A 26,108-nucleotide genomic window follows, 5' to 3' on the forward strand; every position below is an offset into this window, starting at 1 on the left:
AACTTTTGGGGTCCACTATAAAATTGTAGGGCGTTTTTTCTTTAAAAATCTTATAACACTACTTAGTGAAAAAGCTCTTTCTATAACAATATTAAATTGTACGGCGTTTCCTATTCGAAATACCAATAAAATTAAACAAGAATAAATGCACAATTCGGATAGTGATTGTGTATTAAAACTAAAGTCAGAGGCTGGAACTACCTAGCATGCCTTAGCAGTGGAACAAGGATTTCTGACCCACATCAGACTGTTAGGGGGCACCCCTTACAGAATGAGTCGTCAGGAAAGCCCTTAGAAATTTTTCTAAGGGCGGTCCCACTGCTTTTAAGGCAATGATAGGTAAGTAGAAGCCGAAAGGCTTCAATACTTATCTCTAACTTCTAATCAAACATTTTTCCTGGGTTCAAGATGTTATTCGGATCCATAGCATGTTTGATGGACTTCAATACTGCCATATATGCTTCGTCTTTGAAATAAGGTAGATAGGCCTTTTTCTCTAAACCAACACCGTGTTCTGCAGATAATAAGCCACCTTGTTCAGCAACGTATGGGAATAAATCATTTTCATAGTCGTGTTTAATTTGTTCCCAAGTTTCATCATCCTGATCACCGCGTAAGACACAAATATGAATATTACCGTCTCCTGCGTGACCGAAAAATCCAGTTTGGACATTATACTTATCTCCTAAACGTTTACCTTCTTTCACTAAGTCGGTAAACAAGTGGTTAGGAACAACCGGGTCATACATTTTCCAGTCACCTTTAGAAACGATGCCGTTCAAGATATTATCGCGAATGGCCCACATTTCGCTTGCTTCATCATTAGAAAGTTCGCGGGCTTCAATTGCACCAGCCTTTTTCCCAAGGGTTTGAATTGCTTCAAGTTGGAAGGCTAACCCGTCTGCCGCATTGTCCGCTACGGTTGCCAATAAGAAAGCTTCGCCGTGAACTTCAGGCATTTTCTTGTTGATAAATTGTTCAGAATAGTGGATACCAGATTCTTCTAAAAGTTCTAAAGCAATTGGTTGAACAGGTGACTTCACAACTTCAAAAATCGCGTCTGACACACCATCTAAAGAATTAAAACCTAGAATAACAGATTTCTCAAAAGCTGGACGTGGGGTTAATTTCAATTGTAACTCTGTGATTACCCCGAGTGTTCCTTCAGCACCGATAAATAGGTCTTTCAAATCATAAGCTGTTGCATCTTTTTTATTTAAAGACCCAACGTGAATCAAGTCTCCATTAGCTAATACCACATCATAACCACGAATATTGTCACGGGTCACCCCGTATTTAATCGCTCGCATACCACCAGCATTTGTAGATGCATTCCCACCTACTGATGCATTTTTATTACCTGGGTCAGGAGCATAGAAATAAGGCGTATTTGCTAGATAATCACGGATTTGAAATAGGGTTACACCTGCTTGAACAGTTAAAGTCAGCGTTTGCTCATCTAATGAAATAATGTTATTCATTTTCTCCAAGCTTAGCAACCAAGCATTATTGATAGGATAAGTTGCGCTCGTTAATCCAGTTTGACTACCGATAGTAATCGTGGGTTGCTTTCTCGCATTGGCATCCTTGATAAATGCGACCACTTCTTCAGTGGAAGTGGGGAAAGCAATTAAAGATGCTGATCCTGGATCTTTTTCAACCATGTATGTCTTCAAATACTTGTCTGCAACTTTTTTTTCAATTTCCATATTAGGACCTCCATTTGTAAGGGTTTACAAATATATTGTCCTCCAATCACCTTAAAAATGCAAGGTGATTTATTCTATTATTTTTTGTGCACGAACAGATTACTAGTAGCTAATTGGTACATCTACATAGATTTGTTGCCCAATAGCAAAGTCAGCTTGGTCACTTGTTAGATTAACGATGTCGGCTTGAACTTGATCTACTAAATCAGACGGGACACCTAAATGATACGTTACGTCAGCTAGATAAGTTGTATCTAATAAGCTGTAGGGCGATTCAGCGATCCAATGTTCTAATTGACCAGTTAATGGGTAAGCAACTTTGATGTCTAATTGGGTTTGTAGTTTCCGTTCTACTTGACCAATGGCATCTAATCCCTCAGAAACAGCAGAAGAATAAGCACGGACAAGGCCACCAGCCCCTAGTTTAGTCCCCCCAAAATAGCGGGTAACAATTACGATAATATTTTGTAAATTCCGCTGTTTTAGAACTTCTAACATGGGTACGCCCGCTGTTCCAGATGGTTCGCCATCATCTAGCGCTCGTTGAATCTCATTTTTTTCGCCAATTTGAAAGGCTACACAATTGTGAGTTGCTTTGTAGTGTTCTTTACGAATTTTTTGGATAAATGCGTTGGCTTCCTCTTCATTGAAGACTCGTTGTGCATGGCAAATAAACCTGGACCCTTTTACTTCAATTTCGTGGCTACCACCGCCTTCAACTACAGTCCGGTATTCAATCATATGACTTGCCTCCTTTTTAATCATTTCTTTCCTTTGAGAGTAGCATATTTTATTATTTTTAGCTATTTGTCTGTCTTTTGTGTATATTTCACAAAGTTGAAGCGCTTTATTAGATAAACTTGTCGAATTTTATCCAGATGTTTGATAAAATGGCACTAAAGTTATTGTCAGTTGATCATTTTCAAGTGGCAATCCGTAAAGTACAGGGATTAGAGGAGAAAATTATATGTCACTTGCCATTGTAACGGATAGTACTGCCTATCTTTCAGACGAATTTGTTAGTCGTCACGATATTACAGTTCTGCCATTAACAATCACATTTTCAGACGGATCTTACCGTGACAATATCGACATCACGATTGATGAATTTTATGCCAAGATGGCGACCTTAGATGAGATCCCAACAAGTTCGCAACCAGCGCCAGGACTTGTCACAGAAGCCTTTGAACGACTTGCTGAGACACATGATGAAATTTTGGTTGTGACCCTATCAAAAGGTATTTCTGGTACCTTCCAGACCTTTAATATGATTGCAAATGAAGTTGCAGAAGAGAAAAACGTTCAAATTTCTGTATATAATTCAGGCATTTCCTTGATTGGTCAAGGGTTATTCGTTCAAGAAGCCGTTAAATTGCGTGACCAAGGGTTAGGATTGATGGACATTCTACCTAAACTAGACGCCTTGAAGCTAACTGCTGACGCATATTTCTCAGTGGAAGATTTAGGACACCTAGCTAAAGGAGGCCGTATCTCAGCCAGCGCTGCGGGTATTGGCAACTTGCTGCAAGTAAAACCAATCTTGCATTTTGAACAGGGTAAAATTGAGGTTTTTGAAAAAGTTCGTACCCATAAAAAGACAGTGAAACGCATGCTTGATTTATTTGAACAAGCTTATCAAGCAGATCCACGATTAAGGGTTGCTATTGTAGGGGAAGATGATACCCCGCAAGTCCAGAATTTAGTGGCTTATATGAATGAAAACCACCCCGATTTGGAATTACAACGGACGCCAATTGGTCCCGTGATTGGGACACATCTTGGCCCTGCTGCCTATGCCTTAGCATGGTGGCAAAACACGGATATCCAGTAGGTTCCGACCTTAAATTTAATTGAAATCGCTATTATTTATATATTTTTGAGATCAGGAAATTTCCTGGTCTTTTTTTTTGCGCATTTTGACATTTTTTTCGTATAAACTTCATAAGAGGGGGGATAAGAATGGAAGCAGTCAGCAACTTACTAAGAGGTCGTCTCGTCACCGCCAAGGAAATAAGCCAGACCGATGCAGCCATCAACTTACTGGATATACCCGGATTACAAATCTTCCCCGCCCTGGAAAAAGAAGGCTCGCGCTTAACCTGTCGTCGTTGCGGAAATCAAACCACCTTTCAAGAAAATAGCTGTCAATGTGGCCTGGCAGACTGCGTCTATTGTTTAAAATGTCTCAACTTCGGTAAACTAAGGACCTGCGACAAGTTATATCACATAGCTGAAGCGACTGAACCTTATAGCTGGCAAAGAAACCAATCTTATTTGGCTTGGACTGGCACTTTATCAGACCAGCAGGCCCAAGCCTCCAAAGAAATTTATCAGACCTACCAAACAGGCGGTCAACGTCTAGTTTGGGCTGTTACAGGTGCAGGTAAGACAGAAATGGTTTTTGAAGCTGTTAACCAAGCGCTGATGGCTGGCTGGAAAGTAGCCCTAGCCACACCCCGAATTGATGTGGCCAATGAACTAGCCCCACGCTTTAAAGAAGCCTTTCCTGAAGTGACTATCCAGTTACTCCACGGTCAATCTGAAGAAACCTATGCTGAATCACCTTTTACCATCGGGTCCACCCACCAACTCATCCGCTTTAAAGCAACTTTTGACCTGTTAATTATTGATGAAATTGATGCCTTTCCTTATGACGGCGACCCTATGCTCTATTTCGCTTCAGACCGTGCCGTCAAAAAGACAGGGGCCCAGATTTTGCTGACGGCAACGCCAAATCCAAGTCAGGAGAAATTGATCAAAGAAGGCAAGCTACCCGTGTCCATTCTGCCAGCCCGCTACCACCGCCACCATCTACCAGTCCCCGTCCACCAATGGGTAGGCGACTGGCAAAGTCTTATTCAGGCAGGTAAAGTACCCTGTGTTTTTAAACGACTATTAGGGGGGCTACTGGCCAAAGGGCGACGAGTTTTGGTATTCATGCCAAACATTGATTTAATGCTAACTTTTGTAAAATCTTGCCGGCAAGTATTTGCTGATTACCGGTTTGAATCCGTGTCGTCAAAAGACCCAGACCGGATAATCAAGGTACAAAATATGCGAGATGGTCATTATGATTTTTTATTTTCAACGACTATCTTGGAGCGTGGCGTTACCTTTGCCAATATTGATGTCATCGTATTAGGTAGTGAGGACCAGACCTTTACTACAGCAGCTCTGGTCCAGATTTCAGGCCGAGTGGGCCGAAAACCCAAATGGCCATCAGGGTCAGTTTATTTTCTACATTACGGTAAGACTAAAGCATCTATTGCAGCTATTCGGCAAATTCAATCCATGAATGACCAAGCAAGAAAACGAGGTTTAATTGATGATTAGTTTATTTAGGGACGTGATGGATGGTGGACTCACTGAGGCGACTGGGCCATCTACTTGTGTAATCTGTCATAATACTTTGGATAACCAACTAACTTTGGCGGATATCTTGTCACTGAGCCCAATAAAACCACCACTTTTTTGCCAGGAATGTTTGAATGGCCTAATCGCGATTGATCCAAAAACAACCTGTAAACAATGCGGGCGAGATATGACTATTGAATCGGCAGGTCAAGTAGATGAAAAAGGTTTTTGTGGAGACTGTCTAAGTTGGCATACTTACCATGGTTGGCATTTTACCAACCAGGCTTTCTATCAATACAATGGTGTCTTTAAAGATTGGCTGGTAGTCTTAAAAGGGCAGGGCGATATTCGTGGGCGTCATCTGTTTGCCAAGGACTTAAAAGCAGTCTACCGAAAGCATATGGAGGCTATCTGGGTACCTATGCCTTCTTCCAGTGAGAAGGTAGCGAATCGTGGCTTTAACCAGACGCGTTTGATACTTGAGGCAGCAGTCATCCCCTTTCAAGACCTATTGATGAGTGAGGGGAGTGGGGGGAAGCAGGCCTATAAAAACCGCCATGACCGTTTGCAAGATACAAGTAAAATTAAGGTGAAAAAGGACCTAGAAAACATAGATAAAAACCGTCCGATTATTCTATTCGATGACGTCTATACTACTGGTACCACTATGTTTTCAGCTTATAAGGCACTTGAATTAGCGGGCTTTAGTCAAGTTAGCGGGCTGACCCTTGCAAGATAATGTATTTTTCCAGTGTGGATTATTTGTATCGGTAAGCGGTTTCTATTATAATTAAAGTACTAAGAAAGAAGCTATAGGAGCTTCACCAGTAATTTATTATTGGTAGAAAGGATGAAAGATTATGTTTACATACAACGTCCGCGGTGAGAATATTGAAATCACACCAGCAATCAGAGAGTACGCTGAAAAGAAAATCTCTAAGATTGAACGGTATTTCACTGATTCACCAGATGCTACTGCATATGTAAATGCGAAAGTTTATCCGAATAAGGATGCTAAGGCAGAGGTTACAATTCCTTTAACAGGTGGTTTGACTTTACGTGCTGAAGAAACATCTCAAGACTTGTACGGTTCTATTGACCTTGTGGTTGATAAGTTGGAACGGCAAGTACGTAAATACAAAACAAAAATGAATCGTAAACCTCGTGTTAGTGCTGGTTTACCAGGTGCTGTGGAAACACAAGTACAAGCTGACCGCGTTGAGCAAGAGGCTGAAGAAGGACATGACCCAATTAAGATTGTGCGTCGTAAAACCTTATCTGTGAAGCCGATGACTGCAGAAGAAGCAGTATTGCAAATGGAAATGCTAGGTCACAACTTCTTCATCTTTGAAGATGCTGAAACTGGTAAAGGTGCCTTGGTATACGCTCGTCGTAAAGGTTCATATGGTTTAATTGCCATTGAAGATGACTTAGAAGACGCATAACCAAGAAAAAATTCTGATCAAATGACAAGCTCCGGTGATTGCCGGGGCTTTTTTAATGGGTTTAGTCATTTTTCCAAAAAAAGATTGTAAAAATCTCATAATTTCTGCTTAGGCTAGCCGTTTCCTGTTTTAATGACAAAATTTTAATGCTATCATGTATAGGACGATAAATATATTGGGGATAGTGGGTGCCAAGGCTTACAGCATATTATCTAGTAGAATTATGTGCCCTAGCCCAAGATTTATATAATTTTCTGAACCAAAGGAGAAAATAATGGCAAATGTTTTAAAAAAGGTTTTTGATAACCAAAGAAAAGATTTGAAAAAATTTGATAAAACTGCAAAAAAAGTTGAAGCATTAGAGGACCGTTTTGCAAACTATACAGATGATCAATTAAAAGATATGACCAAATCTTTCCAAGAACGACTTCAATTAGGCGAGGACTTGGAAGATATTTTAGTGGAAGCTTTTGCGACAGTTAGAGAAGGTGCACGCCGTGTCCTTGGATTATTCCCATACCACGTACAAATTATGGGTGGTTTGGCCCTACACTACGGAAACATTGCAGAGATGAAAACTGGTGAAGGTAAAACTTTAACAGCAACGATGCCGGTTTACCTAAACGCCTTAACTGGTAAAGGGGTACATGTAGTGACAGTCAATGACTACTTGGCTAGCCGTGACTCTGCGCAAATGGGTGAGTTGTATACTTTCTTAGGCCTAACAGTAGGCTTGAATAAAGCAGGTATGAACAACGACGAAAAACGTGCGGCATATGCGGCAGATATTACTTATTCAACAAATAATGAGCTTGGATTTGACTACTTGCGTGACAACATGGTCGTATACAAACGGCAGATGGTGCAACGTCCTTTATACTTTGCGGTTGTCGATGAAGTGGATTCAATCTTAATTGATGAGGCACGTACGCCACTTATCATTTCAAACCAGGCTGAGCAATCAACTGCCTTGTACCAACGGGCGGATTATTTTGCCAAGAGCTTAAATGAAGACGAGGATTATGTGATTGATGTGTCGTCTAAAACAATTGCCCTTACTGAAGCGGGGATTGAAAAAGCAGAAGATGTATTCCATGTGAAGAACTTATACGATATCGAAAATGGTCGTTTAATCCACCATATCGATACAGCTTTACGTGCCAACTACATCATGATTTTAAATATTGATTATGTAGTGGTTGACGGCCAAGTGAAGATCGTTGATGGATTTACTGGTCGTATCATGGAAGGTCGTCGTTTCTCTGATGGTTTACACCAAGGGATTGAAGCGAAAGAAAATGTTGACATTCAAAATGAATCGAAAACTATGGCGACAATTACCTTCCAAAACTACTTCAGAATGTATGAAAAATTATCTGGTATGACAGGTACCGCTAAAACTGAAGAAGAAGAATTTCGTGAAATTTACAATATGAACGTTATTCAAATTCCAACCAACAAACCAGTTATCCGGGAAGATAAACCAGATGTTTTATACCCCAACTTGAAGTCTAAATTCAACGCGGTTGTAAAGGACATTGTAACGCGCCACCAAGCTGGTCAACCAGTATTAGTAGGTACGGTTGCTGTTGAAACCTCTGAAATGTTATCAGATGCCTTAACACAATTAGGGATCCGTCATAACGTATTGAATGCCAAAAACCATGAACGTGAAGCGCAAATCGTTGCTGACGCTGGACAGAGAGGTGCGGTTACTATCGCGACTAACATGGCCGGACGTGGTACGGATATTAAATTGAGCCCCGAAGTAAAAGAACTAGGTGGTTTAGCCGTTATCGGTACTGAACGCCACGAGTCTCGTCGTATCGACAACCAGTTACGTGGGCGTGCTGGACGTCAAGGAGACCCAGGATACTCACGTTTCTACTTATCACTTGAAGATGACGTGATGCGTCGTTTCGGTTCTGAACGTATCCAACAATTATGGGAAAGATTAAACGTAGACCAAGATGATCCAGATATGGTGATTGAGTCTCGTATGATTACTAAACAAGTTGAAGGCGCGCAAATTCGTGTTGAAGGGAATAACTACGATACCCGTAAAAACGTCCTGGAATACGATGAAGTGATGCGTCAACAACGTGATGTCATCTACGCACAACGTTTCGAAGTGATTTCAGCTGAAGAGTCATTGGATGACGTGATGTGGCCAATGATTGAGCGGACCATTAAACGCCAAGTAGAATTGTACACTGCTGGTGACCGTTCTGAGTGGAACTTAGAAGCGCTGGCTGATTTTGCCGAAACAACCTTATACCGCAATACGCAAGTAGACATTGACAACTTAGAGGGTAAAAACCAAAAAGAAATCATTGCCTACATTACAGACAAAGCGGCTGACCGTTTCAACCAAAAAATTGATTCAATCAATAACAAAGACATGGCCCTAGAATTTGAAAAGGTGGTTATCCTGCGCGCAGTTGACTCTCGCTGGACTGACCATATTGACGCTATGGACCAATTACGTCAAGGGGTTGGACTACGAGCTTACGCGCAAAATAACCCATTGGTAGAATACCAATCAGAAGGATTCGACCGTTTCAACGAAATGATTGCCGGTATTGAATATGATGCAACACGCATGTTCATGCAATCAGAAATTCGTCAAAACTTAGAGCGTAAACAAGCGAAATAGGTAAATATCATGAACATAGGGACGAACAAGGCATTGACCGACTAAGATCATCATGCACGTTTGTCCCGTGTTTTTATTAGGAGCGATATAAGATGGAACAATATGAAATTAATAATTTACTAGAACAAAATAAAACCCAAATTGACAGCTTCAGGGGGTCTCTTTGACTTAGAGAAGATGGAAGCTGATTTAGCAGAATACGAAGCCGATATGGTGCAACCAGGTTTCTGGGATGATTCAGTCAAGGCCCAGGCTGTGATTGACGCCAATAATGCCTTGAAAAAGGTCTACGATGAGTTCAACAATCTAGCGGATGAATATGAGGAATTAGTACTGTTAAACGACATGGTTAAAGAAGAACCAGATCCTGAATTAGCTAGCGAATTGGTTAACCGAATTCAAACCTTTCAAAGTAAAATCTCTGCTTATGAGCGGAATATTTTACTAAGTGGGGAATATGACCACAATGACGCCTTGTTAGAAATTCATCCAGGTGCCGGGGGTACTGAGTCCCAAGATTGGGCTTCAATGCTCCTTCGTATGTACCAACGGTGGGCAGACCAACATGATTATCAAGTGACAACACTCGATTTTCAAAACGGTGATGAAGCGGGGATTAAGTCTGTTACACTAGAAATCAAAGGGTTGAATGCTTACGGCTTTTTGAAATCGGAAGATGGGATCCACCGCTTGGTGCGTATTTCACCATTTGATTCCAACAAACGTCGTCATACCTCTTTTGCTTCAGTTGAAATTATGCCCGTATTGGACCAAAATACCGAGATTGAAATTGACGAATCAGATATTGAAATGGATGTATTCCGCGCTTCAGGTGCCGGTGGACAGCATATTAATAAAACGTCTTCAGCCGTTCGGTTGACCCATGTGCCAACAGGTATAGTCGTGGCTTCCCAAGGTCAGCGATCACAGTTCCAAAATAGGGACACAGCTATGAAGATGTTGCAAGCCAAGTTGGCGCATTTATTGGCTGAAAAGAATGCTAAAGAGTTGGACGAAATCCGCGGTGAGAAATCAGAAATTGCCTGGGGTTCACAAATTCGTTCCTACGTCTTCCATCCATATAATATGGTAAAAGACCACCGAACTGACCATGAAACAGCCAATGTACAAGGCGTCATGGACGGCGACTTGGATGGTTTTATTGACGCGTATTTAAAAAATCAATTGAGTGACGAAAATTAGAAGTTACTTTTTCTAACGGAGTGTATTTTAAAATACACTTAAAAAGTTATATAATTGTGAGTGAAGTTCAGCTTGTATCTGGCACTTAGGGTAGGTGGCTACTTTTGAGCGTGAATGAGATTTCCCAAAATTTTATGTGGAGGAAATATATGAAAAAAGTATTAATAGTGGATGATGAACAATCAATATTAACATTATTAAAATATAGTCTAGAAAAAGAAGGCTACGAAGTTATTCAAGCAGAAGATGGACAGACAGGTTTAGAATTGGCCTTGAATAATCAACTAGACTTCATCATTCTTGATTTGATGTTGCCAAAAATGGACGGGATGGACGTTTGTAAAAACATACGCCAGAACAAGGTGAATACACCGATTTTGATGCTAACAGCAAAAGATGATGAATTAGAAAAAATTATTGGTTTGGAACTGGGTGCTGATGATTACATGACCAAACCATTTAGTCCGCGTGAAGTATTGGCCCGTATGAAGGCTATCTTACGTCGTGCGACATATTCTGTGTCTTCAGTGGATGTGGAAAATGGCGTGGAAGAAAAGCATAAAATCACCCTAACGAAAGATTCAGTAGGGAATTTTAAAGATGAAGATGTTGAAATCATTAAAGCTGGCGATATCGAAATTCATGTGAATGATTATGTAGTATACGTGCGTGGAGAGTCGATTGAAATGACGCCTAAAGAGTTCGAGTTATTAACTTATATGGCCCGTCGCGTCAACCGGACATTGTCTCGTGAACAGCTATTGCAAAAATTATGGCGCTTTGATTATGCAGGTGAAACCCGTATTGTGGATGTGCATGTGAGTCATTTACGTGAAAAAATCGAATTAGACACCAAAAATCCTGCATATATCATTACCGTTCGTGGCTTTGGATATAAATTCGAGGTGCCGAACTGATGCAAAAATTGATTCGAAGTATAACAACAGTGTTTGCACTGTTGTTTATTTTATATAGTGTGATATTTGCCTTTACCGTCAATCACTTTGTGTCGGAAACCGTAAACGATGAGGTACAAAATACTTTAATCAATGTGGTATCTACTATTCGACCAAGTTTCAGGTCTTTAGATCCGGTTGATATCACTGGTAATACAGCTGAATTTCGGGACGTTAAACGAACCATTCAACCTATGGTCAATTTAAATGACCGGATATTAATTTATGACGCTGACGGCAACAAAGTTTACGCTGTAGGTAATGACCAGTTGTTAAATGATGCTGCCTTTAGAGACTATGAAGAAAATATGGATAATAGGTTTAGACAAGAAGAAACAGAAAAGAATACGATTATTTATTCTTACTCTGAACGAATTTCTAACTCGAAAGGAGATGTACTCGGGTATATTCAAGTATTGAGAAATTTCCCTCTGAATAGTCCGATTAAAGAAAATATTATCTTTATTGCCGTGGTATTGGCTCTTGGGGCGGTTATTTTACTGGTGGGCTTTTTTGTACACTTTAACCGCAGAATACACTTGCCTATTTTGGCCATCAATCGCCAATTAAATCATATAGCAAATAATGATTATGCGACAAAGTATACACCCGTAGACATTGAAGAATTTGATGAAATTGGTGAAAATATTAATGATCTATCCAATGAGCTGGCACTTCAAGAATTTCAAATTACAAATCAAACACAACGAATGAACAAATTGGTAGATGCCATGATGTTAGGTGTTGTGATGGTGGATAAAGACCATATTGTACGTTTAGCTAACCCAGCTATTTATGAAATTTTAGGGCTAGAGGAACAGATAGAAGGTCGTCGATTTGAAGAAGTATTACAAAGTTATCGTTTGATTCAGATGTTAAACCAAGCTTCTAAAACAAAAAAGAAGATAAATGAAGAAATTTATTTATATTATCCAAGAGAAGTTATTTTGGATGTGAATATTATTCATTTAAGCTATGAAGAAATGGCTGCTTACTTTGATACTGAATCCAATGAAGAACTAACGAACCCAAATGATTCGGAACAAATCATCCTTTTGATTTATGATATTACAGGAATACGTCATTTGGAAAAAGTCCGCAGTGATTTTATCTCTAATGCTTCTCATGAGCTAAAAACACCAGTCACCGCTTTACAAGGCTTTACTGAGACATTATTAGATGGGGCCATTGAAGATCATGATACAGCGGTAGAATTTGTTAAAATTATGCAAAAAGAAAGCAATAGACTAGGCGCTTTAATTAAGGATATTTTAGATCTGGCAAAAATTGAACAGGATCAAGTACAACAAACTAGTGAATTGTTAGAGGCTGACGAGCTAGTGGAAGATGTATTCCAACATTTAAGTGGACGGTCACAAGAGAAACATATTGATTTAGTGAAAGATGATACATCTCAGCCGGGTATATCTTTTAGAGGAGATAGGGGCAGGGTGTTACAGGTGCTTACGAATCTTATTCATAATGCTATTATTTATAACAATCCCTATGGTTTTGTTAAGGTGTCAATTGCTGAATCAGAAAGTTTCATTCAATTTAAGATCTCAGATAATGGTATTGGAATACCACAAGAGGACCTTCCACGAATATTTGAACGATTCTACCGGGTGAGTAAAGACCGGTCGACTGCGTCTGGTGGTACAGGTTTAGGTTTATCTATCGTTCGAAATATATTAGAACACATGGGCGGTACGATTGAAGTAGATAGTGTATTTGGTAAAGGCACAAGTTTTACCGTCTATATACCTAAGCTGGAACCGTTGGAATTAGATGAAGAAGATGAAATTGAAGAATAATAAAGTCATACTAAATTTGGTCGCTAAGGGACATTAAATGAGAATTTACCAATGGAATTTACACAATCTTTACAATATATTTACACAACTGACGGTAATTTACATTTTATCGACTTAGATATTTACAATCATTTTATATAATAATCCTGTAATCGTTTGGAATATGGTTATGTGGATTAAGAAAAAGAAAAGGTGGAAAGTATAAATGACTTTTAGCAAGCTTTCAAAATTAGTTTTAGCGTTAGGTGCTTCAGCTGCTTTAGCTGCATGTGGGAACAGTGACTCTAGTAATGACTCAACGGATACGAGTTCTGATTCGACAACAGAAGCGGCAGCAATTACAGGACCTATTTCAGTTATCTCTCGTGAAGAAGGTTCTGGTACGCGTGATGCCTTCGTTGAGTCTACAGGCGTTATGGCTGATGATGTGGATAATACTACTGCTGCAGCTACCATCATGAATGGTACAGACCAAGTAATTACTGCTGTTGCTGATGATCCAAATGCAATCGGATATATTTCTTTAGGTTCATTAAACGATACAGTCACTGCTGTTTCTATTGATGGTGTTGAACCTACGGAAGAAAACGTTGCATCAAGTGATTACGCCATTTCTCGTCCATTTAACATCGTGTATCAAGGCGAATTAGAAGGTGTAGTAGCTGACTTCCACGACTTCATCTTCTCTGAAGAAGGTCAAGCAATCGTTTTAGATGAAGGTTTTGTACAAGCTAAAGCTGATGCGGAAGCTTATGCAGGTGACGGCTCTCAATCAGGAACTATCAACATTGTCGGTTCTACTTCAGTTTCTCCAGTAATGGAAAAATTAGCGGAAGCTTATGAAGAATTAAACTCAGGTGTTCAAATTAATATTACTTCTAATGGTTCATCTGCAGGTGTTAAGGCTGCTACTGATGGAACTGCAGACTTAGGTATGGCTTCTCGTGCTTTAGCGGACGATGAAACTGATGTAACTGCAGAAGCAATTGCTACTGATGGTGTTGCGGTAATCGTTAACCCTGAGAATGGCGTTTCTGACTTAAGCTTAGATACAGTCGCAAGTATCTTTACTGGCGAAACTACTAACTGGGAAGACACTGCTCAATAATTCTGACTAGTTAAGTAACAACCAAGGGTTTATCTTATTAGAGTTGCTACTCCTATATAGTAGCAACTCCTTTTATATTTTGAGGGTATTTTGAATTATTCAAAGTTCAACTAACCAATTGTGAATTTATGGGTTTTTAAAACCGGATAGATAAGTTATAATTTCCCTTGGACACATTTTTATAGTGAATTTGAATTTAATAAGGAGAACACATGAAACAAAATAATATGTTGGAAACGGTAATGAAGTACGTTTTCATGTTAGCTGCTTTCACTTCAATTCTTGCCTTGTTAGCGATTTGTTACTTTATATTTGCAAGAGGATTACCTTTTATGGCTGATTATGGCTTTGGTCAATTCTTATTTGGTAGCAAATGGCAACCATCTCAAGAAATTTTTGGGTTAGCACCAATGCTAGTAGGTTCACTATACGTAACCTTAATCGCATTCGTGTTGGGCGTGCCAACAGGAGTATTTACTGCGATGTTTATGGCATTTTATTGCCCTCCCAAATTACATAAAATTTTGAAACCAGCGATGAACTTAATGTCTGGTATTCCTTCTATTGTATTTGGTTATTTTGGTTTACAAGTATTGGTTCCGGGAGTTCGAACTTTTTCAAGATCTTTAGGAATTGCATCAAATGGTATGAGTATCATGACAGCGGGTATTGTTTTAGCAATTATGATTTTACCTACTATTATTACCATGTCTGAATCTTCGTTACGTGCAGTGCCAAAAACTTACTATAATGCCTCAGTTGGATTAGGCGCTGATCATGATAGAACGTCTTATGTTATCATGATGCCGGCTGCTAGATCAGGGATTTTCTCTTCTATCATATTAGGTATTGGGCGAGCTGTTGGTGAAACAATGGCAGTTATCATGGTTGCAGGGAACCAAGCAATTTTCCCACGTGGCTTATTCCAAGGTGCACGTACAATGACCGCTAATATCATTTTAGAGATGGCTTATGCAACTGGATCTCACCAAAGTGCCTTGATTGCAACAGGTGCGGTGTTATTTGTAATTATTTTGATTATCAATGGTATATTCGCGTATGTTAAGAGAACGGGGGTAAATAACTAATGTCTAAAGTATTACGTGGATTCACATATTTCTTTGCTGCAGTTACATTTGCGGCCTTAGTATGGATCATCGGTTACGTATTAGTTTCAGGTGTCCCTCACTTAACAGCTGACTTATTCTCATGGAAGTACTCAACAGATAACGTTTCTATGATGCCTTCAATTATCACAACAATCTATGTAATTGGCGGTTCATTACTTCTTGCTATTCCATTAGGTGTATTTGCTGGTTTCTACCTAGTAGAGTATGCTGGCAAAAATAACAAATGGGTTGAAGGTATCCGTATTGCAACAGATACCTTAACAGGGGTACCATCAATTGTATTTGGTTTGTTTGGTATGCTAGCCTTTGTATCCGCAGCAGGATTCCAATATTCATTAATTTCAGGTATTCTTACAACGGCAATCATGGTATTACCCTTGATTATCCGTAATACTGAAGAAGCCTTAATGTCAGTTAAAGACAATCTACGACAAGCAAGTTTTGGTTTAGGTGCTGGTAAATTACGTACTATTTTTAGAATCGTATTACCAATCGCTATGCCTGGTATCTTGTCAGGTATCATCCTTGCTATCGGACGTATCGTTGGTGAGACAGCAGCCTTGATGTATACATTAGGTACATCAACATCACTACCTAATTCAATCTTCTCATCTGGTCGTACATTAGCATTACATATGTATGTATTATCAAGTGAAGGTTTACACCGTGATCAAGCAAATGCTACTGGTGTAATACTATTGTTAGTTGTATTAGTGGTCAACGGCTTATCTACATGGTTATCACAACGATTTACAAAAGGAGGACAAAATTAATCATGGTTGAAAACAACAATCTTAAAATTAAAATGCAAGCAGAAAACATGGACCTTTACTATGGTAACTTTAAAGCCTTAGAAGGTATCAACATGCCAATTTACGAAAAACAAGTAACAGCATTAATTGGTCCTTCTGGATCAGGTAAATCTACTTTCTTGAAAACTTTAAATCGTATGAATGACCTCGTTGAAGGTTGTCGTATCGAAGGTAAAATTACATTAGACGGAAAAAGCATCTTCGACCGTGACATGAACTTAAACATGTTACGTAAAAATGTTGGTATGGTTTTCCAACAACCGAACCCATTCCCAATGTCAATCTATGACAACGTCGCTTATGGTCCGCGTACACACGGTGTCCGTGACAAAAACGAATTAGACGAAATCGTTGAAACATCATTACGTGGTGCAGCGATTTGGGACGAAGTGAAAGATGACTTAAACAAAAATGGTATGTCTATTTCTGGTGGGCAACAACAACGTGTATGTATCGCACGTGCCTTAGCAGTTAAACCTGACGTATTGTTGATGGATGAGCCAACTTCAGCCTTAGACCCAATTTCTACTTTAAAAGTTGAAGAGTTAGTACAACAATTACGTGATGACTATACAATCGCGATCGTAACGCACAACATGCAACAAGCTGCGCGTGTATCTGATTACACAGGCTTCTTCTACGCTGACCCAGAAACTGGCCCAGGTAGATCACATATCATTGAATTTGGTGAAACTGACCAAATCTTCAACAACCCAACAAACACACAAACAGCAGACTACGTTGCTGGACGTTTTGGTTAATCCAAACCCCAAACGAAATAACCTTTTCAAGCCATCGGTATGTGTCGGTGGCTTTTCTTTATGCACAAATCAAGTAGCTAGTGGAGGGTAGGGACTTTTCTTAGCGACCTGGTTTGTTACAAATAGGATATTTTTGCCGATATCCTAGGGTGAATATTGTACAACGAACATACGTTTGTGTTAAAATAGAAGCGTATTTAAGTCAAATTATTCGCAACAAATGCGAACTATGTCATAATAGATGAGTAGATATAAGTGATAAGGTATAATCGTTATTTGCTAAACATCAATTCAGGTTTAGTAATGAGGTATAACAATAAGGAGTGGCATGATTGAGAGATTTAATTAAAGTAAGGGGCGCTCGTTCCCATAATCTAAAGAATATTGATATTGATATTCCCCGCGATCAAATGGTCGTTGTAACTGGTTTATCAGGATCTGGGAAAAGTACTTTAGCCTTTGATACCTTATATGCAGAAGGTCAAAGACGATATGTGGAAAGTCTATCGGCCTTTGCGCGTCAATTCTTAGGTAACACAGAAAAGCCAGATGTAGATTCTATTGAAGGATTAAGTCCAGCCATCTCAATTGACCAAAAGACTACTTCAAGAAACCCACGTTCAACTGTGGGGACCATTACTGAAGTCAATGACTATCTTCGTTTACTATATGCCCGTGTTGGTCAACCCATCTGTCCAAATGATGGGACAGAAATTACAAGTGAATCATTAGACCAAATGTTAGACCGGATTTTAAGTTTACCTGAACGAACTAAAGTGCAAATTCTATCTCCAGTTGTTTATGGTAAAAAAGGTCAACATAAAAAGATCATTGACGGTATCCGTAAACAGGGGTATGTCCGTGTGCGTATTGATGGCGAAATCTATGACATTGATGATGTACCTGAATTAGAAAAAAATAAAAAACACCAAATCGACATTGTGATCGACCGTTTGGTGATTAAAGAAGATATTAGAGGGCGTCTAGCAGACTCTTTAGAAGCAGCCTTGAGATTGGCCGATGGGTATGCAGTGTGTGATTTAATTGATGGGGACGAAATTCTCTTTTCAGAGCATTATTCATGCCCCCACTGTGGATTTACAGTAGGGGAGTTAGAACCCCGATTATTCTCATTTAATGCGCCTTATGGGGCTTGTGAGGAGTGTACTGGTTTAGGCTCAAAAATTGAAGCTGATCCTAATTTAATTGTGCCAGATAAAAATAAAACATTAAAAGAAGGGGCAATTGTTCCTTGGGATTCAAAAGGTTCTGCTTTCTACCCAACCATGTTGGAACAAGCAGCTACTGCCTTCAAGATACCAATGGATGTACCTTTTAAAGAACTTACAAGGGAACAACAAGACCTGATTTTATATGGGTCTGGCGAAGAAGAATTCCATTTCTATTATCAAAATGAGTTCGGATCTGTTCAAGATAAAATGCGCGTATTTGAGGGTGTAATTCCTAATGTACGTCGCCGTCATCAATCTAGTCAATCTAAGGCTATGCGGGAAGCTATGGGTCAATATATGACTGAATTAGAGTGTCCTGTATGTCACGGTAAACGGTTAAATCGTCAAGCCTTATCAGTTAAAATTGGTGGACAAGATATTGCTGAAGTAACCCATAAAGCGATAGTGGATACCATTGAATTTTTCGAGGGGTTAGATTTATCTGAACAAAATACGACAATTGCTCAACCGATTATGCGTGAAATTGCATCACGGTTAAACTTCCTAGAAGAAGTGGGCTTAAACTACCTAACTTTAGACCGTTCTGCAGGTACCTTATCAGGTGGGGAAGCGCAGCGTATTCGTCTAGCTACTCAAATTGGATCAAACCTTTCTGGCATCATGTATGTCTTGGATGAACCTTCAATTGGATTACATCAAAGAGACAATGACCGTCTGATAAAATCATTGAAACGTATGCGTGATTTAGGGAACACCTTGATTGTCGTTGAACATGATGAAGAAACTATGCGTGAAGCAGATTATCTAATTGATATGGGACCTGGTGCTGGTCAATATGGTGGCGAAGTCGTGGCTGCAGGTACACCGGATGAAGTGGCAAACAATGAAGACTCTATCACAGGCCAATACCTAAAAGGTGCCCGTAAAATTGACTTACCAGAAAAAAGACGTAAAGAGGATAGAGGGGCCATTCATATTAAGGGCGCTAGTGAAAACAACTTGAAAAATGTTGATGTGGATATTCCAATTGGTCGTTTGAACGTTATATCAGGAGTTTCAGGATCGGGTAAGTCTTCATTAGTTAATGAGGTCATGAAAAAGTATCTGATACGTGAACTAAATAGAGCAAAGATGCCTTATGGAAAAGTAGATGAAATTTCAGGTTTTGAATCGTTAGATAAGGTTATTGATATTGATCAAAGCCCGATTGGTCGTACGCCACGATCTAACCCAGCAACATATACTTCTGTATTTGATGATATTCGGGATCTTTTTGCGCAAACTAATGAAGCCAAACTACGTGGATACGGTAAAGGACGCTTTTCATTTAATGTTAAAGGGGGCCGTTGTGAAGCATGTAAGGGTGACGGGATTTTGAAGGTAGAAATGCATTTCTTACCTGATGTATATGTACCATGTGAAGTCTGTCATGGTACCCGGTATAATTCAGAAACTTTACAAGTAAAATATAAAGGTAAAAATATCGCGGAAGTTTTAGATATGCGTATTGAAGAAGCTTTAGAATTCTTTGCGGCAGTACCAAAAATTCGCCGTAAATTACAAGCCATCGTCGATGTAGGTCTTGGTTATGTGACATTAGGTCAACCAGCGCCAACGCTATCAGGTGGGGAAGCGCAACGAATGAAATTGGCCTCTGAGTTACAACGTGTAGCAACTGGTAACACCTTATATGTTTTAGATGAGCCAACTACGGGTCTACATACTGAAGATATCAAGCGATTAATTGGCGTTTTACAACGTCTAGTAGATGCTGGTAACACCATTGTCGTGATTGAGCATAATTTAGATGTGATTAAAACAGCAGACTATATTGTGGATATAGGCCCTGAGGGTGGTGCTCAAGGTGGTAAGATTGTTGCTTCTGGTACACCTGAAGAGGTTGCTAAAGTGAAAGGCTCATACACAGGTAAATACTTAAAACCATTATTGAAAAAATAGAATAAAGTAGAAAAACACTATGTTGACGATAAATATTACATTCATCCTGAAGCATAGTGTTTTTCTTTAAGATGAAAGATTATGAGAAGGAAGTGGGATAGTAGTGAAAATTGTACATACAGCGGATTGGCATATTGGAAAAGTGGTCAATAACCACTCTCTAATAGAAGACCAACAGGCCATATTAGATGATTGGCTAGCGCAAACCGTCGCTTTAAAGCCTGATTTGGTGATTATGGCAGGCGATTTATATGACCGAACTTTACCTAGTGGTGAAACGGTTCAGTTAGTCAATGAAACGCTAACGAAAATGTCACAAGAACTAGCTTGTCCCATCTGTATTATCGCTGGAAACCATGATTCAGGTGAACGTGTAGGTTATGTTGCAGGATTACTATCAGGACAAGGCTTACATATGGCTGGTGTCTCTAGCACTGAGATTCAAAAGGTTGAAGTGGGGGACGCAGACGTTTATCTATTACCATTTAGTGATCATTTAACGATTAAACATCTATATCCTGAAGAAACTATCCATAGTATCGAGGATGCAACTAAGGTACAGGTAGGGCGAATTAAGGACAAATGGGATCCTAGTCGGGTCAACATCCTTCTTTACCATGGTTATGTAACAGCCGGGTCCATTGAAGGCCCAGGGGAAGACTTAGAAAAATCCGATTCAGAACGTCCCTTATCCATTGGTACTAGTGAATATGTACCTCATACTGTCTTTGATGGTTTTGATTATGTGGCGCTTGGTCACTTACACGGACCGCAACAAGTAGGTAGTCCGCGAATTCGCTATTCAGGGTCACCCTTGAAGTTTTCTAAGTCAGAAGCCCATCATCATAAAGGCTTTTTAGAGATTGACTTAGATAAAGAAGCAGAAACCATTGAAGTTGTGAAGCATGAATTAAAGGCTGATAAGGATATGCGGATTATTCGTGGTCAATTTGAAGAATTGTTACAAGGGCAATCAGATGACTATATTTTCTTTGAACTAACGGATGCCTACGCTCAGCATGAAGCTATGAACCGTTTGAAGAAACGGTACCCAAATGCCATGAGCATAGAGTATGTAGCTTTAGAAAATAAACAGCGACAAGACTTGAAAACCAAACGTCACGAAGTGCAAGCAACACCTGTATGGGACCAGTTTGCCCAGTTTTATCAAAATAATACGGACCAAGAATTATCAGCATTCCAAGCGGAAATTGTCCGTGATATTTTCCAATCAACCCTAAAGGAGGATAAGGTATAGTGAGACCTATTAAACTTGAATTGCAGGCTTTTGGACCCTATAAAGAAAAAACGAGCCTAGACTTTACAGACTTAGGGGATCAGAACTTATTCTTGATTTCAGGGTCTACTGGTGCTGGTAAAACGACCATTTTTGATGCCATTGTTTACGCCTTATACGGAAAGACTTCTGGTTCATCGCGTGATATTAATGAATTAAAGTCGCAGTTAGCTGAAGATGAAAGTATTGCTTATGTACAGCTAACCTTTATGATACACGGGAAAACCTTTACGGTGAAACGGATTCCCAAGCAAAAACGGCCGACTAAAAGGGGCTTAATTCGAGAGCAAAATGCGGAAGTAACCTTAGAAGGAGAAGATTTCTCCCTAAGTAAAACCCAAGAAGTGGATAATAAGTTAGTTGAAGTTCTTGGTTTGTCAGCAGATCAATTTAGACAAATTGTCATGTTGCCACAAGGTGAGTTTAAAAAACTCTTGGAAGCTAGCTCGAGCGAAAAGGAAGCTATTTTACGGACCATATTCCACACTGATTATTTAGACCGGTTCCAACAAGCTATAGCTGAACGGTTTAAACAGGCCAACCAAGAAGTGGGCACTTTGAAGAAACAAGTAGACCAACATAGCCAATCATTCGTGACCTTTGTGGATAATAAGATTGAGCAAGCAAAAGAAAAAGTTGGCAATCAAACTGAGGTTTCTGAAAATGCGCTAACAGAAAAAGACCGCGTTCAAAATTGGGTGGACCAAGAAGACTATCTGGCGCTGTCTGAATGGGCAGGGCGAAAATCTAGTGAATTCAGCCAAGAGAGTGCACAATTAAGCCAAGAAATCACAGCATCAGAAGCTAGGATTCAAAAGCTAGAAGGGTACATTCAACTGCTCACTAGACAAGATGAATTGGCTCAACAAGAAGCTTCTATTAAAGAACGAGAGGCAGCAATTGTTGGTAAACGTCAGGCGTTAAACCAATATCGGACCACTCAAGACGCTTATCGGTTAATCCAACAGATTCAAAAGTTGACGGATAGACAAGAGCAATTACAGGTCTTGATGAATGAGAAAATGAACTTATTACAAGAAGCAGATGGTCGTTTACAAGCTGTCAAAGCTGAACAAGCTGACTGGCAAGACCGGATTGACCAAGTAGATAGTCTACGGGCAGAATTGCAAGATTTAGCTATCCAAGAAAATCAATGGGATAACTATTTAATGCAAGAAGGTAATCTCATAAAGCAGGTGGCTCATGGCCAAAGTTTGGCAGAACAAACGAAAAAATTAACCAGTCAGATTCAAGCTCAGGAAAAAGTGGTCGAAGCTGGGGAAATATCACTAAAAAAACTACAAGCAGAATTAGACAAAGTAGGCGATATTAGCCAGCAACAAGCCTCAATGGATAATAAAAGCTATCAATATAACTTGTTAGTGAAAAGTTATCAAGACATGGTTAAAACCAACCAACAGATTTCAGAACTCTCTACTCAAGTTGAAGCGGACCAAAAAAACTATCAAGCAAAAGTAGACGACCGAAACAGTTTGGAATTGGCTTATAGCCAAAACTTAGCGGGCGAATTAGCTAGTCAATTGGTTGAAGGACAACCTTGTTTGGTCTGTGGTTCTATTCATCATCCAGCACCCGCAGTGCAGCACGAGGGTGCGGTGACCAAAGAAATGGTTGAGGCAGGGGTGGAGGCTACTCAAGCAGCTTTCCAGCTATATTCAAGTAAAGCAGAGCGTCTATCTGCTATTCAGGAGACTTTTGACCAAATGGTTTCAGACCAAAATATTAAAGGATTAGCGGCAGAGGCGACAAGTAATGAAGAAAAACTTGCTATATGGCAGACCCAACTTGATAAAGAAGCAGCAGATATTCAACAAGCTAAAGCACATTTAGATAAGTTAAGCCAAACCAAACAAGACTTGGACAAGCAAATTAATGAGACGAGTAAGCAAGTAGACGATGCCAAAAAAGCTTTAAATAATAAGCAAATTGAGGCGTCTACCCTTAAAGGACAATCAGAATCTAATCAAAGTGCGGTAGAAGAGTTACGCACTGAGATTGACCAATTAAAAGGGCGATTGGTGGGGGATTCTAAAGCTGTTGTCACAGCTGAATACCAAGCGAAAAACAAGACCTTAGCAGAAATTACAGCTAAAGACCAAGAGTTGAAGTCTCAATTAGATAAGTACCAGCAAGAAGTTGCTCAGCTAACTACACAGATTGCAGGATATAAAGATCAAATCGAGCAAGGGCAAGTTGAATTAAAAGCTAATCAAACTGCTTTGGATGAGGCGATGGCCGACTGTCAAGAAAGCCAGGAAGATATCCGTCATATCCATGAAAATCAAGAAGATTGGCAAGGTATTGAAAGTGAAATTCAGCGTTTTGACAATGAGGTTTATGCCTTTAAAGAAAATAATGCAGCAAACCAAAAGCAAATGGCATCAGCTGGTTTGGATAAAAAAGCGGATACTTATCAGATGTATATTGACCAAGAACGCCTTAAATTAAATGAATTTAAAGACGCAAAAGATCAAATTATTTCGGTCAAAGCCCAATTAGACCATGCAATTTACCTATTTAAGGATAGTTTTGCAGCTTACCAAGAGAAAGGGCGTCACTTTGGGGAACTGTCTCTATTAAATAAGGTAGCCAACGGGAAAGAGAAGGCTTATGGCTATATTTCTTTTGAGCGTTATATTTTAGGTTTGTATTTTGATGAAATCCTTCAATATGCGAATGAACGTTTGATGGCCATGACTCAAATGCGGTATGAATTTAGACGGATTGTCGAAGGTCAGTCTGGTGCAGGGGCTAAAGGACTTGACCTAGCTGTCTTTGATTACCAAGCTGGTGGGGAGCGGTCGGTCCAATCCTTATCTGGTGGAGAAGGCTTTAAAGCTTCCTTAGCCTTGGCCCTTGGTTTGTCTGATGTGATTCAAAATGATGCTGGGGGTATTGAAATTGGCACGCTCTTTATTGACGAAGGTTTTGGTACCTTAGACCAAGAATCCTTGCAACAAGCGATTGAAACCTTGACTGATTTGCAACAAGCGAGCGGCCGTATTGTTGGGATTATTTCTCACGTGGCTGAATTGAAACAACAAATTTCAGTCCATTTACAAGTGTCCGCCAGCAACGACGGGTCCAAAGCCTTTTTTACAGGGGTTCAATAGGGCTAAAATCAAACAATTATGAATTTAGGTCCATAGACCTATGACATTTACCTCCAAAGTTGGCAGAATATAGATAACAAAGGAAAGCTAAGCAACTAGGAGGTTGTCACAATGACGAATCATAAAGAACGTATTTTAAACTTAGTTAAAGAAGGCATTTTAACAAATGAAGAAGCGATTATCTTATTAGAAAATAGAGCGAAACAAGCTGAATCAAACGCTACAACACAAACGCAAGTTGAGGCAGAGAAAGATATCTTAGATGACTTTTATGCTGATTGGGAAAATGACCAAGCGGTAAATCAAGATGATATTACTGGCCGCACACAAAAAGTGGCTATTCAAAAAGACTTGGAAGCATCACTCGCAACCAAGTTAACTGAGCGTCAAAATTTGGTTAACCAAGAAGAAAAATCTGAAGTGACACATATTGAAATTGACCGTTTGACTGAAGAAATCAACCAATTGACCGAGCAAATCCACCAATTAAAAGAAGATATTATTCAAATCGATGCGGCAAATCCAAGACCATCAAGAGCGACAACACCAGCAGATTCAAAAGTTGACGAAAGCGAATCGATTGAGGAAGAAGCTGAAGCAAATGCATACGACTACAAAAATATCGTTGGCGACTTCTTCACTAAAACACGGTCAGTTTTAGACCAAGTGCAAGATAAGGTATCAAAAACAGTGAAATTTGAAAAAGGTAGCGGATCAATTCCAATGCCTAAATTGATTACCCATGATTTTGAAGCAATCTATGAATACACTGAACCATTATCAATGGTGGATATTCAAATCGCGGCTGGTCAGATCGAGTTAACCTCCTGGGACCAACCAACTACGAAATTAACAGTCGTTGGTAAGTTATACGGCGATTTCGAGGAAGAAGATGCGCAAACTGCTTTTGAAAAAAGAGCAAACCTAGAATTTGTTGACGGGGCTTTAAACTTGAACATGATTTCTCGTTTCATCAAGACAGATATTGTGGTACAAGTGCCAAAAGACCGCTTAGACTTTATTAAAGCGAGAACAATTTCAGGCCCTGTAACGGTTGAGCATATGGATACGAATGATATCTATATTCAAACAGTTGACGGCGCGATTAATATCGAAGACTTTACAGCTTCGATGATTGAAGTGGATACGAAAAATGGTCAATTAACCTTAAACGATGTGGAAGCTTTAGATTTAGTGGTGAAATCATTGAATGGTAGCCAACGATTAAAAGGTCACGTAGAAAATGTATTGATGGAAACATTAAATGGGGACATCGTGATTACGATGAACGCAAAACCGTTAGTTCGTGCTCAAGTAGAAACAAAAAATGGCGATATTAAATTGAATATGCCAGCAGGTACAGCAGTTGATGGGTTAGCCCATACCAACCAAGGTGAAATTATGTTCCGTTCAGATTTAATTAAGAGTCAATCACAAGTCAACGATCAATTTAACAAACAAAAAGCATTTTACTACGATGTAGCTGAAGAAAAGGCTTATCGAGTGAACTTGAAGACAATGCGTGGTAATATTCGCGTGAAAGATGATGCTGATATGCATAGAGGAGAGATTTAATT

17 protein-coding genes and 1 pseudogene are annotated in these 26,108 nt (G+C 39.6%); 16 read left to right on the forward strand and 2 right to left on the reverse strand.

What is annotated here, in order from left to right:
• Nucleotides 1–380 precede the first annotated feature (380 nt).
• Nucleotides 381–1,709, reverse strand: coding sequence for an FAD-binding oxidoreductase (locus B2V22_RS03485; RefSeq protein ID WP_290490597.1), 1,329 nt, complete (start codon nt 1,707–1,709; stop codon nt 381–383).
• A 102-nt stretch (nt 1,710–1,811) separates the two neighbouring features.
• Nucleotides 1,812–2,450 (reverse strand): YigZ family protein, encoded by a 639-nt coding sequence (locus tag B2V22_RS03490; RefSeq protein WP_290490598.1) that lies wholly within the window; start codon nt 2,448–2,450, stop codon nt 1,812–1,814.
• A 226-nt stretch (nt 2,451–2,676) separates the two neighbouring features.
• On the opposite strand from B2V22_RS03490, the gene B2V22_RS03495 reads away from it, so the two are divergent.
• From B2V22_RS03495 to B2V22_RS03570, 16 genes and pseudogenes are all read left to right on the forward strand, one after another.
• Nucleotides 2,677–3,540 (forward strand): DegV family protein, encoded by an 864-nt coding sequence (locus tag B2V22_RS03495; protein WP_290490599.1) that lies wholly within the window; start codon nt 2,677–2,679, stop codon nt 3,538–3,540.
• A 128-nt stretch (nt 3,541–3,668) separates the two neighbouring features.
• The gene (locus B2V22_RS03500) at nt 3,669–5,042 is read left to right on the forward strand and encodes a DEAD/DEAH box helicase (RefSeq protein WP_290490600.1); all 1,374 of its coding nucleotides are present in this window, start codon (nt 3,669–3,671) and stop codon (nt 5,040–5,042) included.
• Nucleotides 5,035–5,802, forward strand: a complete 768-nt coding sequence (locus tag B2V22_RS03505; RefSeq protein WP_290490601.1) for a ComF family protein — start codon at nt 5,035–5,037, stop codon at nt 5,800–5,802. The genes B2V22_RS03500 and B2V22_RS03505 overlap by 8 nt, the downstream gene beginning before the upstream one ends.
• A gap of 121 nt (nt 5,803–5,923) precedes the next feature.
• Nucleotides 5,924–6,508 (forward strand): ribosome hibernation-promoting factor, HPF/YfiA family, encoded by a 585-nt coding sequence (gene hpf / locus B2V22_RS03510; protein ID WP_290490602.1) that lies wholly within the window; start codon nt 5,924–5,926, stop codon nt 6,506–6,508.
• 274 nt (nt 6,509–6,782) lie between these two features.
• A pseudogene (gene secA, locus B2V22_RS03515) lies at nt 6,783–9,155 on the forward strand (preprotein translocase subunit SecA); the annotation flags it as partial.
• 101 nt (nt 9,156–9,256) lie between these two features.
• Nucleotides 9,257–10,367 (forward strand): peptide chain release factor 2 gene (gene prfB, locus B2V22_RS03520; protein WP_290490604.1). Its coding sequence is split into 2 segments (ribosomal slippage): nt 9,257–9,328 and nt 9,330–10,367, totalling 1,110 coding nucleotides; the frame shifts between segments, so codons are not numbered across the junction.
• 149 nt (nt 10,368–10,516) lie between these two features.
• On the forward strand, nt 10,517–11,284 hold the full coding sequence (locus B2V22_RS03525) for a response regulator transcription factor (protein ID WP_290490605.1): 768 nt from the start codon (nt 10,517–10,519) through the stop codon (nt 11,282–11,284).
• The gene (locus B2V22_RS03530; RefSeq protein WP_290490606.1) at nt 11,284–13,137 is read left to right on the forward strand and encodes a sensor histidine kinase; all 1,854 of its coding nucleotides are present in this window, start codon (nt 11,284–11,286) and stop codon (nt 13,135–13,137) included. The genes B2V22_RS03525 and B2V22_RS03530 overlap by 1 nt, the downstream gene beginning before the upstream one ends.
• Nucleotides 13,138–13,342: 205 nt before the next feature.
• Complete coding sequence (locus B2V22_RS03535; protein ID WP_290490607.1) at nt 13,343–14,245, forward strand: substrate-binding domain-containing protein; 903 nt, start codon at nt 13,343–13,345, stop codon at nt 14,243–14,245.
• A gap of 212 nt (nt 14,246–14,457) precedes the next feature.
• The gene (pstC, locus tag B2V22_RS03540) at nt 14,458–15,333 is read left to right on the forward strand and encodes a phosphate ABC transporter permease subunit PstC (protein WP_290490608.1); all 876 of its coding nucleotides are present in this window, start codon (nt 14,458–14,460) and stop codon (nt 15,331–15,333) included.
• Nucleotides 15,333–16,148: a phosphate ABC transporter permease PstA gene (gene pstA / locus B2V22_RS03545; RefSeq protein WP_290490609.1), complete on the forward strand. Its 816-nt coding sequence runs from the start codon at nt 15,333–15,335 to the stop codon at nt 16,146–16,148. The genes pstC and pstA overlap by 1 nt, the downstream gene beginning before the upstream one ends.
• Nucleotides 16,149–16,180: 32 nt before the next feature.
• The gene (gene pstB, locus B2V22_RS03550; protein WP_290490642.1) at nt 16,181–16,948 is read left to right on the forward strand and encodes a phosphate ABC transporter ATP-binding protein PstB; all 768 of its coding nucleotides are present in this window, start codon (nt 16,181–16,183) and stop codon (nt 16,946–16,948) included.
• A gap of 332 nt (nt 16,949–17,280) precedes the next feature.
• Nucleotides 17,281–20,100, forward strand: a complete 2,820-nt coding sequence (gene uvrA, locus B2V22_RS03555; RefSeq protein ID WP_290490610.1) for an excinuclease ABC subunit UvrA — start codon at nt 17,281–17,283, stop codon at nt 20,098–20,100.
• Nucleotides 20,101–20,203: 103 nt separating this feature from the next.
• Nucleotides 20,204–21,358 (forward strand): exonuclease SbcCD subunit D, encoded by a 1,155-nt coding sequence (locus tag B2V22_RS03560; protein ID WP_290490611.1) that lies wholly within the window; start codon nt 20,204–20,206, stop codon nt 21,356–21,358.
• Nucleotides 21,358–24,531 (forward strand): AAA family ATPase, encoded by a 3,174-nt coding sequence (locus B2V22_RS03565; protein WP_290490612.1) that lies wholly within the window; start codon nt 21,358–21,360, stop codon nt 24,529–24,531. Before B2V22_RS03560 ends, B2V22_RS03565 begins: the two co-directional genes overlap by 1 nt.
• 111 nt (nt 24,532–24,642) lie before the next feature.
• Nucleotides 24,643–26,106, forward strand: coding sequence for a DUF4097 family beta strand repeat-containing protein (locus tag B2V22_RS03570; RefSeq protein ID WP_290490613.1), 1,464 nt, complete (start codon nt 24,643–24,645; stop codon nt 26,104–26,106).
• Nucleotides 26,107–26,108: the final 2 nt, after the last annotated feature.

It is taken from the genome of Aerococcus sp. UBA6277, from assembly GCF_002440555.1.
Taxonomy (GTDB): Bacteria; Bacillota; Bacilli; order Lactobacillales; family Aerococcaceae; genus Aerococcus.

What these genes read in the sequence shown, in the direction of transcription:
- B2V22_RS03485 (WP_290490597.1), bottom strand. Translation starts at nt 1,709, where the DNA reads ATGGAAATTGAAAAAAAAGTTGCAGACAAGTATTTGAAGACATACATG.
- B2V22_RS03490 (WP_290490598.1), bottom strand. Translation starts at nt 2,450, where the DNA reads ATGATTGAATACCGGACTGTAGTTGAAGGCGGTGGTAGCCACGAAATT.
- B2V22_RS03495 (WP_290490599.1), top strand. Translation starts at nt 2,677, where the DNA reads ATGTCACTTGCCATTGTAACGGATAGTACTGCCTATCTTTCAGACGAA.
- B2V22_RS03500 (WP_290490600.1), top strand. Translation starts at nt 3,669, where the DNA reads ATGGAAGCAGTCAGCAACTTACTAAGAGGTCGTCTCGTCACCGCCAAG.
- B2V22_RS03505 (WP_290490601.1), top strand. Translation starts at nt 5,035, where the DNA reads ATGATTAGTTTATTTAGGGACGTGATGGATGGTGGACTCACTGAGGCG.
- hpf (WP_290490602.1), top strand. Translation starts at nt 5,924, where the DNA reads ATGTTTACATACAACGTCCGCGGTGAGAATATTGAAATCACACCAGCA.
- B2V22_RS03525 (WP_290490605.1), top strand. Translation starts at nt 10,517, where the DNA reads ATGAAAAAAGTATTAATAGTGGATGATGAACAATCAATATTAACATTA.
- B2V22_RS03530 (WP_290490606.1), top strand. Translation starts at nt 11,284, where the DNA reads ATGCAAAAATTGATTCGAAGTATAACAACAGTGTTTGCACTGTTGTTT.
- B2V22_RS03535 (WP_290490607.1), top strand. Translation starts at nt 13,343, where the DNA reads ATGACTTTTAGCAAGCTTTCAAAATTAGTTTTAGCGTTAGGTGCTTCA.
- pstC (WP_290490608.1), top strand. Translation starts at nt 14,458, where the DNA reads ATGAAACAAAATAATATGTTGGAAACGGTAATGAAGTACGTTTTCATG.
- pstA (WP_290490609.1), top strand. Translation starts at nt 15,333, where the DNA reads ATGTCTAAAGTATTACGTGGATTCACATATTTCTTTGCTGCAGTTACA.
- pstB (WP_290490642.1), top strand. Translation starts at nt 16,181, where the DNA reads ATGCAAGCAGAAAACATGGACCTTTACTATGGTAACTTTAAAGCCTTA.
- B2V22_RS03570 (WP_290490613.1), top strand. Translation starts at nt 24,643, where the DNA reads ATGACGAATCATAAAGAACGTATTTTAAACTTAGTTAAAGAAGGCATT.